Annotated in this window: 10 protein-coding genes; 5 read left to right on the top strand and 5 right to left on the bottom strand. The window is 68.7% G+C overall.

The window, feature by feature from the left end:
• Nucleotides 1–4: 4 nt before the first annotated feature.
• The gene (locus tag ACQPZQ_RS31645) at nucleotides 5–469 is read right to left on the bottom strand and encodes an MSMEG_3727 family PQQ-associated protein (protein ID WP_433286905.1); all 465 of its coding nucleotides are present in this window, start codon (nucleotides 467–469) and stop codon (nucleotides 5–7) included.
• Between the two features lie 992 nt (nucleotides 470–1,461).
• Nucleotides 1,462–2,058, bottom strand: coding sequence for a helix-turn-helix domain-containing protein (locus tag ACQPZQ_RS31640; protein ID WP_433286903.1), 597 nt, complete (start codon nucleotides 2,056–2,058; stop codon nucleotides 1,462–1,464).
• Nucleotides 2,059–2,211: 153 nt separating this feature from the next.
• Between ACQPZQ_RS31640 and ACQPZQ_RS31635 the strand changes: the two genes are divergently transcribed.
• Genes ACQPZQ_RS31635 through ACQPZQ_RS31625 form a run of 3 tightly spaced genes read left to right on the top strand, consistent with a single transcriptional unit; the run spans nucleotide 2,212 to nucleotide 5,724 of the window.
• Nucleotides 2,212–3,651 carry a purine-cytosine permease family protein gene (locus ACQPZQ_RS31635; protein ID WP_433286901.1) on the top strand — a complete coding sequence of 480 codons (1,440 nt, stop codon included), beginning with the start codon at nucleotides 2,212–2,214 and terminating at the stop codon, nucleotides 3,649–3,651.
• 28 nt (nucleotides 3,652–3,679) lie between these two features.
• Nucleotides 3,680–4,651 (top strand): isopenicillin N synthase family dioxygenase, encoded by a 972-nt coding sequence (locus tag ACQPZQ_RS31630; protein WP_433286899.1) that lies wholly within the window; start codon nucleotides 3,680–3,682, stop codon nucleotides 4,649–4,651.
• Between the two features lie 11 nt (nucleotides 4,652–4,662).
• Nucleotides 4,663–5,724, top strand: a complete 1,062-nt coding sequence (locus ACQPZQ_RS31625; protein ID WP_433286897.1) for an isopenicillin N synthase family dioxygenase — start codon at nucleotides 4,663–4,665, stop codon at nucleotides 5,722–5,724.
• A gap of 130 nt (nucleotides 5,725–5,854) precedes the next feature.
• Here ACQPZQ_RS31625 and ACQPZQ_RS31620 read toward each other — a convergent pair whose 3' ends face one another.
• On the bottom strand, nucleotides 5,855–7,123 hold the full coding sequence (locus ACQPZQ_RS31620) for an APC family permease (protein ID WP_433286895.1): 1,269 nt from the start codon (nucleotides 7,121–7,123) through the stop codon (nucleotides 5,855–5,857).
• Between the two features lie 116 nt (nucleotides 7,124–7,239).
• Between ACQPZQ_RS31620 and ACQPZQ_RS31615 the strand changes: the two genes are divergently transcribed.
• Both ACQPZQ_RS31615 and ACQPZQ_RS31610 read left to right on the top strand, forming a co-directional pair.
• On the top strand, nucleotides 7,240–8,022 hold the full coding sequence (locus ACQPZQ_RS31615) for a metalloregulator ArsR/SmtB family transcription factor (RefSeq protein ID WP_433286893.1): 783 nt from the start codon (nucleotides 7,240–7,242) through the stop codon (nucleotides 8,020–8,022).
• A gap of 11 nt (nucleotides 8,023–8,033) precedes the next feature.
• Complete coding sequence (locus tag ACQPZQ_RS31610; protein WP_433286891.1) at nucleotides 8,034–8,423, top strand: VOC family protein; 390 nt, start codon at nucleotides 8,034–8,036, stop codon at nucleotides 8,421–8,423.
• Between the two features lie 247 nt (nucleotides 8,424–8,670).
• On the opposite strand, the gene ACQPZQ_RS31605 is transcribed toward ACQPZQ_RS31610, so the two are convergent.
• Both ACQPZQ_RS31605 and ACQPZQ_RS31600 read right to left on the bottom strand, forming a co-directional pair.
• Nucleotides 8,671–10,833, bottom strand: coding sequence for a phosphocholine-specific phospholipase C (locus ACQPZQ_RS31605; RefSeq protein ID WP_433286889.1), 2,163 nt, complete (start codon nucleotides 10,831–10,833; stop codon nucleotides 8,671–8,673).
• Nucleotides 10,834–11,156: 323 nt separating this feature from the next.
• A complete protein-coding gene (locus ACQPZQ_RS31600) occupies nucleotides 11,157–13,544 on the bottom strand; it encodes an endonuclease/exonuclease/phosphatase family protein (protein ID WP_433286887.1) in 2,388 nt (795 codons plus the stop codon).
• Nucleotides 13,545–13,775 lie beyond the last annotated feature (231 nt).

Here is a 13,775-nt window from a genome sequence, read left to right as displayed (position 1 = left end):
TCTGCTACGGGCGCGGCTGGGCGGGACGGTCGAGCTTGGCCTCGGGCGGAACTTCCCCGCCGATGACGATCGCTCCGGTCAGGCCGCGGCCTTCGTCGTTACCGGTCGTGGAGCCGAACCAGTAGGTGCCCGGGCCCGGCAGGTTCAGGGTGGCCGTCCCCTTGGAATGGTTGACCAACCAGATGATCAGGTTGTCCCCGATGGTGGGCAGCACCGCGCAGTGGGTGTTCTTGTCGTCGTTGATGAGAGTGAGCTCGAGCTCGCCGCCGTGGGGCAGAATGATGATCGCGGGATCCCAGACCAGCTCGTCCTCCGGGATCCGGACCGTGGCGCGCATTCGGCCGTCGGATCCCTCCTCGGCGTGCCCGATATTCCCCGTCCCTAATTGTCGGCCCAGGGCGAGCCTGTTCTGTGCGGCCAGGCCGGCCTCGGCCAACTGGACTGATCGGTCATTCGAAGTAGTCGTCATTGAGCACCCTTCTCCGTCGGCTCGTGAACACCGATACGAATGATCTCGCAGAACGTGTTGGCGGCCTATCTGGTACTGCTTCGTAAGTTCGTCGAACAGCTCACTGTTCGCTCAGGCCAGTCCGATCCAGTCCTCCGGATGCGGGACCTCGTCATCGATCTCTGTGGAGAGGATCGAGGGGCTCGGGCCGGCTCTTCGGGAGCGGTGCGATCGAGCTACGGCGGTTATCGTCACCGTCGGCGTTGGCCGCGTCGTCCATAACTGAATTGGTGACGGCGTCCGAGATATTCTCCCACTGCAACTCCGTTGGCTCAGTGTGATACCGCGTAGGTGGCTCTATTCCCGATCCGGTGCGCCCGCTGGTCGGCCGTCAGCCTGTGCGGGGCCGGCTCACAATTGAAATGTGCCGGGGGCGCACTCTTTGCCTAAATGCCAGTCAGATGTACCGTACAGTCTCGATGATTAGCTCGGCAAGGGTCGCCGGCGAATTGTGTGGACCTTCTCCGTTCGTTGGCGAAGAGGTACCGCTCGTTGGCGAAGAGGTACCGTTCGTAAGGAGCTTCTACTCCGTTGCCGTCGATCGTCGCAGCCCTTGCTCCGTCACCTGACTGCGGCGCGTAAGGCGCGGTGACGCCGATCCAGTAGGGGCCACAGTGGCGCCAACCCGAGCGCTGCATGCCGGCCGGTGCGAGACAAATGCCCCGTAAAGGGAGATATGGCCCGTGAGGCGCGGCCGGTAGCCGCACGAGGAGGCGATCGCGTCACGACGACCTCGCTGTCGGTCCCCGCACCGGCAGCTCGCGCTTCCCGACCAGCGTGGTCAACCAGCGCCGCCGCTGTGGCTGGACAGCGTGAATCGCAGCCGCATCCTGGACGACAAGGAGGCCCCGACCTGAGCACCTGGAGCCCGCTTCGATCGGGCATCGAGTCCGGGTCTTAAGTCCGCGGTCTCGCCGGGCGGTGAGTCGAGCGATCATCGGCCGTCGGCCGGTTCAGCTGTGGCCGGACGGGTGGCGCGCCCCTTCCGGCGCGTGCGCGATCGCGAGCAGGGCGCGCGCGGGTTCGTCGTCGACCAGGTGCCAGCGATGGGGGATGGATGCGGGGTGGGCGACGAAGTCGCCGGCCGCGAGCCGGACGACGCCGTAGCCGTCGACCTCGACGTCGAGCCGGCCCTCGATGAGGTAGACGCCGAGGTCACCCGGCATCTCGAACCACTCGGCGATGTGCCCGCCGGGCTCGATCCGGTACTCGATGATCTCCAGTGGGCTGCCGGGCTGCATCAGCAGCGCCCGCCCCACCGCGGCGTCGGGGCGGTTCGAGACCGGGATGTCGCGACCTTCCCCCGCACGTACGACGGTGACCTGCGCGGCGGCCGGCGCGGGAAGCAGCGCCCCCGGCAGCACGCCGAGGGCTTCGGCGAGCCGGTAGGTGGTCACCATCGACGGCGCGCTGACCCCGCGCTCGATCTGGCTCAGGAACGGCTGGCTGACGCCGGACCGGCGCGCCAGCTCGCGCATCGAGAAGCCTGACTTCTCGCGGAGCGCGCGCACGGTGGCGCCGACCCGCGCGTTCAGCGCGGCTTCATCCACCGGCGTCACCGTTCACGCACCCGTAACAACGCTTGAATGCCAACGACATTCATAGGCGAGACTTTGACTGCTGACAGCAATCGCTACCTCGTCGCGTCGTAGGCAGGGCACCTGCCCTGATCCTCACCGACAGCCATGGCAGGAGTATGCCCGATGGCCCTACCGACCAGCACGGACCACCATGCGGCCACCCCGGAGGACGCCTCCGGGGATGATCATGTGATCTCTCCTGGCAATCGGGCCGGGGTGGAGATGCGCGGCATCGAGCACATCCCGGATGCCGAGCGGCACGGCAGCGCCCGCCAGGTCGGCCTGATGTGGAGCGGTGCGCTGCTCAACGTGCAGGTCGTCGTCTACGGCGCGTTGCTCGTCGAGTTCGGCCTTGCCTGGTGGCAGGCCGTGGCGGCGATCCTGATCGGCAACCTGACCTGGCTGGTCGCCGGGCTGTGCAGCCTGGCAGGGCCGGCCGCGGGCAGCACGACGTTCGCGATCAACAGGGCCGCGCTCGGCCGCAACGGCAACCGGCCGCTGGCGTTCTTCAACTGGCTCATGATGATCGGGTACGAGGTGCTCGACATGGTGTTGATGACCTTCGCCGTGATCGCGCTGTTCGGCCTAGCCGGGGTCGAGCTGGGCGCCGGCGGGACGGTCGCGGTCGTCCTGGTCCTCGCCGTGGTGCAGAGCGTGCTGCCGGTGATCGGGCATGCCGCGATCACGCGGGTCCTGCGGTTGCTGGTGCTGCCGTTCGCCGCGCTGTTCGTGGTGCTCGCGTGTCTCACCGCCGGTCGGCTGAGCCTGCCCGCGGTCGAGCCCGCCGGCTGGCCGGTGTTCCTCGGCGGGGTCGCGCTCGCGGCGTCCGGGTCCGGGCTGGGCTGGTCGTCGAGCGCCGCCGACTACTCGCGCTACCTGCCTCGTTCGACCAGCCGCGGCGCACTCGTCGCGTCGGTCGCCCTGGGCGGCGCGGTCCCGCAGACGCTGCTCATGCTGCTCGGGGTCGGCGTCGCGCTGGTCGTCCCGGCCGCCTCGGACCCGATCGGCGGGCTGCCCAGTGCCTACCCGCTCTGGTTCGTCGTGCCCTATCTCCTGCTCCTGATCGTGCAGATGATGGCCGTGAACGCGATCGATCTGTACTCCTCCGGAGTCACCCTGCAGGCCATCGGTGTGCGGATCGGGCGTTGGCAGGCTGTCGTGGTCGACGGCGTGCTCTCGACGGCGATCGCGTTCGCGGTGGTGTTCTCCGGTGACTTCAGCACCATCCTCAGCAACTTCCTGCTGTTCATGATCGTGTGGTTCGCGCCGTGGGCCGCGGTGTTCGTCGTCGACTACTTCCTCCGCCGTGGGCGCTACGACCTCGGTCTGCTCGCGGACGCGCCCGCCCGGCCGGGCGATCGGGGGTTCTGCACCGCCGGGGTGGTCGCGCAGGCCGCCGGGATGGTCGCCGCCGCATGTTGGCTCAACACGACGGTCTTCACCGGCCCGCTCTCCGCGGCGACCGGCGGACTGGACCTCAGCGCCCCGGCGGGCCTCGTGGTCGGCGGCGTGGTCTACCTGCTGCTCGCCCATCGCACCGTCGCCCCCGCTCAGTCTGCTTGACCCGACTCCTCGGAAAGGACCGGCACCGATGACCCGACTGCCCATCCCCCTGATCGACCTCGCCCGCTGGCGCGGCGGCGACCCGGACGAGCGCGCCGCGCTCGCCGCCGAACTCGACCACGCGCTGCAGGAGTCCGGGTTCCTGCTCCTGGCCGGGCACGGCATCGGTGCCGACGTCCGCGAACGCATCCGCACTGCCGCCCGCCGGTTCTTCGTCCTGCCGTCCGCGCGGAAGGCCGCCTACGCCACCGCCGTGGGCGGGCGCGGTTGGGTCGGGCCGGGTCGGGAGGTGAACTCCTTCCCCGACGAGACGGCCGACGCCGAGCGCCCGGACTTGAAGGAGAGCTACACCCTCGGCCGCGACCTGCGTACCGGAGTCGCCGAGCTCGACCGGGTTTGGTTCGCCGAGAACGTCTGGCCGGCCGAGGTCCCCGAACTGGCCGCGCTGTGCACCGGCTACGCGCACGCGGTCCGGCGCGTCTACGGGGAGCTTCTGCAGCTGAGTGCGACCGCGCTTGATCTGGATGCCGACTTCTTCGTGCGCCGCACGCTGCGCTCGCCGCACACCTTCAACATCAACCGTTACCCGGCGCTGAGCGAGACCGGCGCTCCGGCGGAGGGGCAGTACCGGATCGGGCCGCACACCGACTGGGGCATGATCACGATCCTGGACCGGCAGGTCGGCTACGGCGGCCTCGAGGTACAGGCCCCCGACGGCACCTGGGTGGGTGCCCCGCACGTCCCCGACGCCTTCACCGTCAACATCGGTGACCTGATGGCCCGCTGGACGGGCAACCGCTGGCGCTCCACCCGGCATCGCGTCCTGCCCCCGTCACCGGACGCACCCCACGAGGAGCTGATCTCGCTGATCATGTTCCTGGAGGCCGACGTCGACACCGTCGTCACGCCATTGCCCGCACCCATCGGCCGCCGCGGGTACCCACCCGTCACCGCGGGCGACTACCTGCTCGAACGCGCGGCCGCAGCGACCGTCAGCTGAAGGAGGAACCCATGTCTGGCGCACAGACCCGAGACGGCGTCCTGGACGTCCCCGTCATCGACATCACCCCATTCCGCACTGACGCCGGCGGCGGTGCCCGGGACGCCGTGGCTGCCGCCGTGGACCAGGCGGCACGCACCGTCGGGTTCATGCAGATCGTCGGGCACGGCATCGCGCAGCAGACGCTCGATGCATTCACCTGCGCCACCGAGGCGTTCTTCGGGCAGGAACCATCCGCCAAGCTGGCATATCGCTGCCCGCCCGGGGTCAACCGCGGCTACTCGCCCCCGAAGTCCGAGGCGCTGGCCAACAGCCTCGGTCTGGTGAGCGCGGCCGACCTGTTCGAGGCCTTCAACGTCGGTGCGCAGGCCTCGGACTTCCCGGGGCTCGACCTCTCGCCCACGGACTATGAGGAGAACGTGTGGCCGGACACGCCCGGGTTCCGGCCCGCCGTCGAGGACTGGTTCGCGGCGGCCGGCGGCGTCTCCCGCACCATGATGAGGATCGTCGGTCGGGCTCTCGACCTCGGCGAGGAGTACTTCGCGTCCTCGACCGACCACTCCGTCGACGTCCTGCGGATGATCAACTACCGCCTGCCGTCCGCCGATGTCGAGCTGGAGCCCGATCAGGTCGGGATGGGCGCGCACACCGACTACGGCATTGTGACGGTGCTGTGGGCCGACGCCGTTCCCGGCCTGGAGATCCTCGACGCCGAGGGCCGGTGGCACCCGGCGCAGCCAGCCACCGGCGCACTCCTGGTCAACCTCGGTGATGCGCTCGCCCGCTGGACCAACGACCAGTGGATCTCCACGATGCACCGGGTCGCGGCACCTGTGGTGGACGGCGTGCTGGTCCCGCGTCGGTCGGCGGCGTTCTTCCACGACGGGAACGTCGACGCCGTCATCGCACCCCTGCCGACGTGCGTCGACACCGAGCACCCGGCCCGGTATGAGCCGGTGACCGTCGGCGAGCACCTGCGGGCCAAGCTCGCGGGCTCGCGCGGCGGGGCTCTCGCCGCGGTCGCCCAGCGGGAGGTCGCCCGCCTCGGCCCCACCAGGGCCGACCCACGGTGAGGGGGCGAGGCGGCGGTGGCCGGCGGCGCCGACTCCGACAGCGTCACTGCGAACCGACCAGCGTCGGCCGCCACCGTCGACGAAGGCATTGCTCGCGCGCAGATCCGCGGAACGGACGCGCGCCCGAGCTTCACTCAGTCGTGGCTCGACGTCGCGCAGTGATCAACCGCAGCCCGCGGTAGGCAACGCCGAGCACGAACACGCCGGTGCCGACGGCCACCGCCTGCCAGGGCAGCGTGGCCACCAGCAGCAGGCAACCCAGCGCGCCCAACACCTGCAACCAGCGCGGGAACCGTCGATGGCTGGGCGCTTGGGTGAAGGCGGCGGTGTTGGCGACAAGGTAGTAGAGCAGCACCCCGAACGAGGAGAACCCGATCGCGCCGCGCAGGTCGATCGTGAGCACCAGCACGGACACCACCACCGCGACCACGACCTCGGCGCGGTGCGGCACGCGGAACTTGGGGTGCACCGCGGCCAGCCAGCGCGGCAGGTCGCCTTCGCGGGCCATGGCCAGCGTTGTGCGCCCGATGCCCGCGATGAGCGCCAGCAGCGCCCCGAGCGCAGCCGCAGCCCCGCCCACCGCCACGATCGGCCCCGCCCAACCAGCACCTGCCCCAGCCACGACGTCGACCAGTGGGGCGCTCGACCCAGCCAGCCGATCAGGCCCGAGTATCAGCAGAGCGGTCACAGCGACCACAGCGTAGATCGCCACCGCGACACCAAGGGCGAGCACGATCGCCCGCGGGATCGTCTGCCCTGGATCGCGCACCTCCTCACCCATCGTCGCGATCCGCGCATAGCCGGCGAACGCGAAGAACAACAGCCCGGCCGACTGCAACACCCCGTACGTCCCCGCCGGACCCGATCCGCCGACAAGCAAACCGGGATCGGGATGACCACCGACCAACCCGGTGGCAACCACCACCGTCAGCGCGAGCAAGACCACCGCGACCACCACCCGGGTCAACCGGGCAGTCCGGGTCACACCGCGATAGTTCACCGCAGCCAGCGCGAGTACCGCCACGACCGCCACGGGCCGTTGCCAGGAAGGCGGGACCGCGTAGGCGGCGAAGGTCAACGCCATCGCCGCGCAGCTTGCGGTCTTGCCGATCACGAAACCCCAGCCGGCCAGGAAGCCCGGCCAGGCGCCCAGGCGCTCACGCCCGTATACATACGTCCCGCCAGACGTCGGGTACTGCGGGGCCAGCTGCGCTGACGCTGTCGCGTTGCAATACGCCACCACCGCGGCGATCACCAGCCCGATCAGCAGTCCGCCGCCGGCGGCCGCAGCGGCGGGCGCGAACACAGAGAACACCCCGGCGCCGATCATCGAACCGAGCCCGATCACCACCGCATCAGACGTCCCGAGACGCCGCACCAAGGCGGGCTCACCCGTCATCGCCACTCCCGACACCGCTTGCCACGCCGACAACGACGCTCTGGACACTAGGCGAAGCGAGCCAAATCCATCAAACTGAATTGATGTATCAAGCCAGGCTGATGTAGCTTCCTGACATGGCAAAGGAGCGGCCCGTGGCGAGGACGCCACCAGAGTTTCTCCAGCTGGCCGCCCATCCGCTGCGGTGGCAGCTCCTCGCCGCACTCGCCGACGGCGATCATCGGGTTCGCGAACTGGCCGCCCAGATCGCCCAGCCGCAGAACCTGACCTCCTACCACCTGCGGCTGCTACGAAATGCGGGGCTGGTCAGCGCGACCCGCAGCAGCTACGACGGCCGCGACAGCTACTACCACCTGGACCTGGACCGCTGCGCGCAGGCACTGGCCGACAGCGGCGCCGCGCTGCACCCGGCACTGCGTCGAGACGCCGGACAATCCGATGTGCCACCGGCAGGTCGGCCGGCTGGATCGGTCGCGGTGTTGTTCGTGTGCACCGGTAACGGCTCTCGCTCGCCCATGGCCGAGGCACTCTTGCGCTGGCGGACCGGCGGCGCCGTGACGGTAGCCAGTGCCGGGACCCGGCCCAGGCCGGCGCTGCATGCCAACACCGTCCGAGTGTTGCGCGAGGTGTTCGGCATCGACGCAACCGGATTCCAGCCCCGCCACATCGACACGCTCGTCGATCGGCGGTTCGACCACGTCATCACCTTGTGCGACCGCGCTCGCGAGGCATGCCCGGAGTGGTCCGCCAACCCTCGACGAAGGCATTGGAGCATCCCCGACCCCGCAACGGCCGAGGGCACCGACGACGCTACCTACTCCGCCTTCCGACGCACCGCGGCCGAGGTCGATACCCGCGTGAGGCATCTGCTGCCCGTTCTCGCCGCCACCCACCGCTAGGAGAATCCGCCATGACCGACGAGTTCGTGAGCGTCCGCTATATCGTCCAGGACGTACAGGAGGCGATCGACTTCTACACCACTCACCTCGGCTTCGAGGTGAACATCAGTGCCGCGCCGGCGTTCGCCGATGTGATCCGCGGTCGGCTGCGGCTGCTGTTGTCCGGCCCCGCCAGCTCCGGCGCCCGCGCCACGCCCGCGGACTCCGCGGCCGCCGGCCGCAACCGCATCCACCTCGTCGTCGACGACCTCGACGACGCCGTCGCCCCGCTCCGCGACGCCGGCGTGTGCTTCCGCAGCGATCTCGTCAGCGGCCCTGGTGGGCGCCAGATACTGCTCGCCGACCCTGCCGGAAACCTGATCGAGCTGTTCCAACCGGCCAACCAGCCCAGTGCGACCTGAGCCGAGTTCGCCGGCATGACTCGGCCGCAGCACGGCCATCGGATCAACAAGAATCGATATCGTCTACCACCAGGTTGAACGCACCTCCGAGAGCGTGCGGACGTGCCAACCGGCAGCCGCTCGACAGAGGAGATTCACGGAGGGCCTCCCGGGTTCGAGTGGGTGCGTCACACACACCCACTCCTCCCGGAGGCCCTCCGCCTCGTTCAAGCCGCCACGCCGCAACCGGCTGACGATGCCGGGCGGCTCAGCCCGTGACGCTGGCCTCGCCGGTCTCCAGGTGGCCGACGAACCGCTGTGACCAGGCGTGGTCGCTGTCGACCGTGACGGTCACGTCGTACCACCCGCCGCTGACCCCCAGCGGGCTGACCGCCCACGCCTCCTTGCCGTGCGCGGCAACCTTCACCTTCTGCGGTGCGCCGGAGATATAGCGGTTGCACGTGATGTTGAACTCCACGGGCGAGGCGCCGTTGTTGAACAACCACAGCTTCAACTTGGGGCGTGCGGTCGACTTGCCGTCGTAGTAGCTCGCCTCGATGACGAGGTCCTTGCCGGCGGTGGCGATGTCGCCGATGAAGCGGCGCAGGAACCGGTTCGGCCCAGTGATGGTCAGGTCGTACGCGGTGTCGCCGCCGGCGGAGCCGATGGGGCCGGTGCCGGTGGCCGTCTCCTTGGCGGCGACGGTGTACTGGCCCGGGAACTTGGCCGGGTACTGCGCCAGCGTCGGGAAGCCGCCCCGATTGTTGTAGACGGCGAAATGACTCGACTTGGTGACGAAGGGGGCATCGTTGCTGAACTGCAGTTTCACCACGCCGTCGGCGAACCCGGTCAGGTTGGCGTTGGGCTGGTAGGGCAGCGGGCGGGCAGACTTGGTGCCCTCCTCCTGGGTGGGCATCTTGTTGTCGCCCGGCAGCGGGGTGTACTTCGTCTCGGGGATGAGCCCCCCGGTGTCCGGCAGGTTGGGGAGACCGTAGACCGGCGAAGCGAAGTCGAAGGCGCCGGTGAGGTCACCGCAAACCTTGCGGCGCCAGTCGCTGATGTTGGGACACATGGCCGGCGTACCGAGCCCGGTGGTCCACTTCTCGATGAACTGGATGATCGACGTGTGGTCGGACACCTCGGAGGTCACCCGACCGCCGCGGGTCCAGGGCGAGATGAGCAGCAATGGCACACGGAATCCGAGGCCGACCGGGAGGGGTTCGGTGACCCCGGACGAGGCGAGCGTGCCGGAGACGAACTCGTCCGCCTCGCCCGGCGCCGGCATGGGCGGCGGAACATGGTCGAACTGGCCGTCGTTCTCGTCGTAGTTGACGATCACCAGGGTCGAGTTGAAGACGTCCGGGTCGGCGTTGAGGGCCGCCAGGACGCCGCGCAGGAAGTACGCGCCGTTGCTCGGGGCCGTGACCGGGTGCTCGGAGAAGAACTGGTTGTTGACGACCCAGCTGACCTGCGGCAGCGTGCCGTTGATCACGTCGGCGCGGATCGCGGCGTTGATGTTGTCGGCGTTGCCCGCGAGTCCGGTGACCGGCTCGGGGACGTTCTTGACGCCGTTCTCGTAGAAGACGTCGCCCGGAGCGGCCTTGCCGCCCTGGGTGGGGTCGAGCTTGGCGAAGGTGCCGAAGTACTCCAGGCCGTTGTCGCCGTAGTCGTCGGCGCACTGGTAGACCCGCCAGCTGACGCCGGCCTTCTGGAGCGTCTCGCCGTAGGACTCCCAGGGCAGGAACTTGCCGCGCTCGTCGCCGCCGTCGTTGGCAGTGAAGCTGCCGTGCTTCTTGTCGGCGTTGATCGTCCCGCTCCACAGGAAGGTGCGGTTCGGGCCGGTCGCGCTGAGCACGGAGCAGTGGTACGCGTCACCGACGGTGTAGGCGTCCGCGAGGGCGTAGTGGAAGGGAAGGTCCTTGCGGTCCAGGTAGCCGAGGGTGGTCGGGCCGCCCTTGGCGGGATACCAGCCGTTCATGAGGCCGCCGTACCAGGCGCCGTGCTGGTCGGCCCAACCGTGGCTGGTGCCACCGTAGTTGGCGGCGCCGAGCTCGGCGCTCGGTGGGGTCGCGCCGCTCCAGGACTTCGCCCCGCTCAGCCGCCACGGGTACTGAGTCTCGGCCCCTGCCGTAGGCGTCTTCGGCTGTTCCCAGACGGACTTGCCGCCCGGCAGCTGGATCGTCGACAGGTCACCGAACCCTCGCACGCCCTTGAGGGCGCCGAAGTAGTGGTCGAAGCTGCGGTTCTCCTGCATGATCACGACGACGTGCTTGATGTCGCGTATGTCGCCGTGCCTCTGGCCGGCCGGCGCGGGCTTGTTCTGCGTGGGAGTCGCAGCGGCACTCACGCCGGGGAGCGCGGCACTGATGGCGGCCGCACCAGCGACGGTCGCGGCGGAGCCGAGGAAGTTTCTGCGGGACAATGTGGACATAATTCGGGGGACTCTCCAGGTTCGGGGGATGCGCCTCGAGACACTGGTGTTGCGATCTTGCTCCCGAGTGTCCGGAATCCGACCCGTAAATTGCCGAGTGTGCAAAACCTAGATGTCTTAACATCCGTTACCTGCAGTGAGAATTGTTACATTGCGACATCGTCCGGGGAGTCATGAGGTAGTCGGGCCGCAGGCGAAAACCGTCCGAATCGGACGGTGCGAAACTGGGTAAACACGGCGGCAAGCGGCTGCAGTGGTGCTGTGGCCACCTTGGTCGCGTTCATCGCAACCAAGGTGGCCTTTGGGAATCAACCCATCTTTTGCTACGGCTGTAACTGCACGATCTGCGGGTCGTGGTCGCTCGACTGTTGAGCGAACTCGGAGTTGATGTGCACCACGTCGTAGTCGACCTTCTTCAGTGCCTTCGAGACCAGGATGTGGTCCAGCACCTGCGAGTTGCCGTCGAATACGTAGCTGTAGCGCTCGTTTTCCGGCAGGGTGTTCATCAGCGCCGTCAGCGCGCCGCCTTGGGTGAGGATCTGCAGTGTCGGGGAGAACTGGTAGTCGTTGAGGTCGCCGGCCACCACGAGGCCGGCGTTCGGATCGGCCGCGAGCAATTTGTCGATGAAGCCACGTAGGACGGTGGCCTGTTGCGTACGCTGCACCTCGGAGCTGCGGTCCGGTGGCTGGTTGATGCCGTGCGTCGGCTGGTCGCCGCCTTTCGAGGCGAAGTGGTTCGCGATGATGAACACCGTCTTCCCGTGGAAGACGAACTCGCCGGCCAGCGGCTTGCGGCTGGTCTGCCATGCCGGGTTGGTCGGGTCGACCCTGCCGGGTGAGATCGACAGGTGCGGGTTCTTGCCCTTCTCGTCCATCACCACGTCGACCGCGGTCGTGGCGTCGCCACCGGGACGGTCCACGAACGACACTCGCTTCGGGTCGAACAGGAAGCCGACCCGGATGTTGCCACCCGGCTCACCACCGTCGGTCATGTCCTGCGGGTTGATCTGCCGCCATTCGTAACGCGGCCCGCCGGCGGCGACGATCGCGTCGACGAAGCGCTTCAGCGTCTGGTCGGCCGCGACCACGCCGTCGTTCGTGCCGGTCGGGCCGTTGTCGTCCTGGATCTCCTCCAGCGTCACGATGTCCGGAGACCCGAGGTGGTCGGTGATTCCGCGGGCCAGCCCGTCGAACTTCGCCTGGTCGTCGGCGGCTGACAGGTTCTCCACGTTGTAGGTGGCCACTGCGAGCTCGCCACCGTTCCGCTTGCGGGTGACCTCACGCGCGAGGCCGTTGTTCTTGAGCTCGCCGAGGATCGAGGCCTGGATGGTGTAGCCGCCGAACTGGCTGTACTCGACCGGGCCCGAGGTGATGCCGGTGAGGACGTCACCCGTGTTGGCCTGCGGGAACGGACGCTGCGCGAACGGGATCAGCGACTGGACCTTGACGATGCCGGTGTTGGTCTGGTCATAGCCGAGATACACCGAACCACCGCGTGCGCTGGGGTGCTCGTCCGGTTTGGTGGTCACGAACACCTCGTCGAAGGCCGTCGTGCCGCTGACGGCACGCACGTCGGCAACGCTGACCAGCTCGCCTTCGTGGGCCTCCCAGAAGTCCAATGCGTACTTCGAGGGCTCCAGCGGCAGGGATTCGATGTTGCCGCCCGGCTGCGGGACGTACTCGCCGGGCACCGTGTTCTGGGTGATCATCACCGGTCCGGGCAGCTCGTGGCCGCCTGACTCGGTGGTCCACGTGGGGCCGGTGAGTTCGGTGGTCGTCTGGTAGCCCGACTCGGGGCGGTACTCGGCGACGGTGCCGGTGACGGTGACGGCATCGCCGACCGCGACCGTCGGCGTCACGGAACCGGTGAACACCAAAAGGCCCTCGCTTGTGCGGGGGTCGTCGTCGGGTTGAGGGTCCTGGATCCAGAACCCGCGTGAGGAGCCGAACCCTCTTGTGGCGGTGACGACGCCGGGAACCCGCACGGATTTGCCGACCAGCGGCGACGTCCGGGTCGTGCCCTGCACATCGCGGATGCGCGCGTCGGTCGCTTCGCTAGGGCCGCCGGCCTCCCCGCCGGCGGCGTTCTGGGGAGTGGGCGGACCTGCGACGAAGTCGGCCGCGTTGTCGTCAGTGTCGACCGATGTGGTGCGGAAGACCGACGTGGTGGCGCTCGGCGCCGGCGCCGGGTTGGTTTCCCGCACTACCGCGCTGCCGTAGCCGACGAGGTCGACGACCCGCGAGTCCGCTGCGCAGTCAGCGGCGGTCAGGCAGGTCAGCGGGGTTGTTCCGTTGACGAGCGCCACCGTGCCGGTCGTGGCGGACATGTTGATCGACCCGGTCACATCGGGGGTGGGCAGCTCGACCGTGCCTCCGCCCCCCGCCGCCTCGGCGACGAGGAGGCGCGCGCCGGGGTTCACCGAACCGGACAGTGGGGTGGCCTGCCAGCGGCTGCTCCCGCTGGGCGAGCCCGGCAGGTACTGCACGCTCATGTCGGCGACGCTGGTGGGGGTGGTGCCCGCCGTCGCCAGTTCGATGAAGTCCCGGGTCAGGGTCGTACCGGAGTTGCCACCACCGCCATAGACCTCGGCGATGACTGGCCCAGGACTTGGTGCCGCGGAAGCAGGCGCAACCAACACGGTCAGCCCGGCAACGCCCGCGACAGTAATTGCCGCAACAGCGCGGCAAGTATTGCGTCGGAGTGAAGTCACCGCGGCATCTAACCCACATGGGTGAAATGCGAAGCGTCTTCCGCGTGTCGCGAAGATCAAGGTTGAGGTTTCGGCCAGCCGCCGCTATCGGAGGAATCGCCTCCTTCCCGCCGACCGTGGCAGTCTTCTGCAGCTTCCCAGCGGTACGCCCCGCGGCGACCACTGTCGCTACCTGCGGCCTTCACGTGGATCATCTGCGCTACGCCGACCGACAGCTCATCGTGCGGCTTG

This window comes from Pseudonocardia sp. CA-142604 (genome assembly GCF_050948475.1).
In the GTDB taxonomy this organism is placed as follows: Bacteria; Actinomycetota; Actinomycetes; order Mycobacteriales; family Pseudonocardiaceae; genus Pseudonocardia; species Pseudonocardia alaniniphila.
The sequence above is the reverse complement of the archived record's forward strand: the minus strand, read 5'-3'. Positions and strand labels throughout refer to the sequence as shown.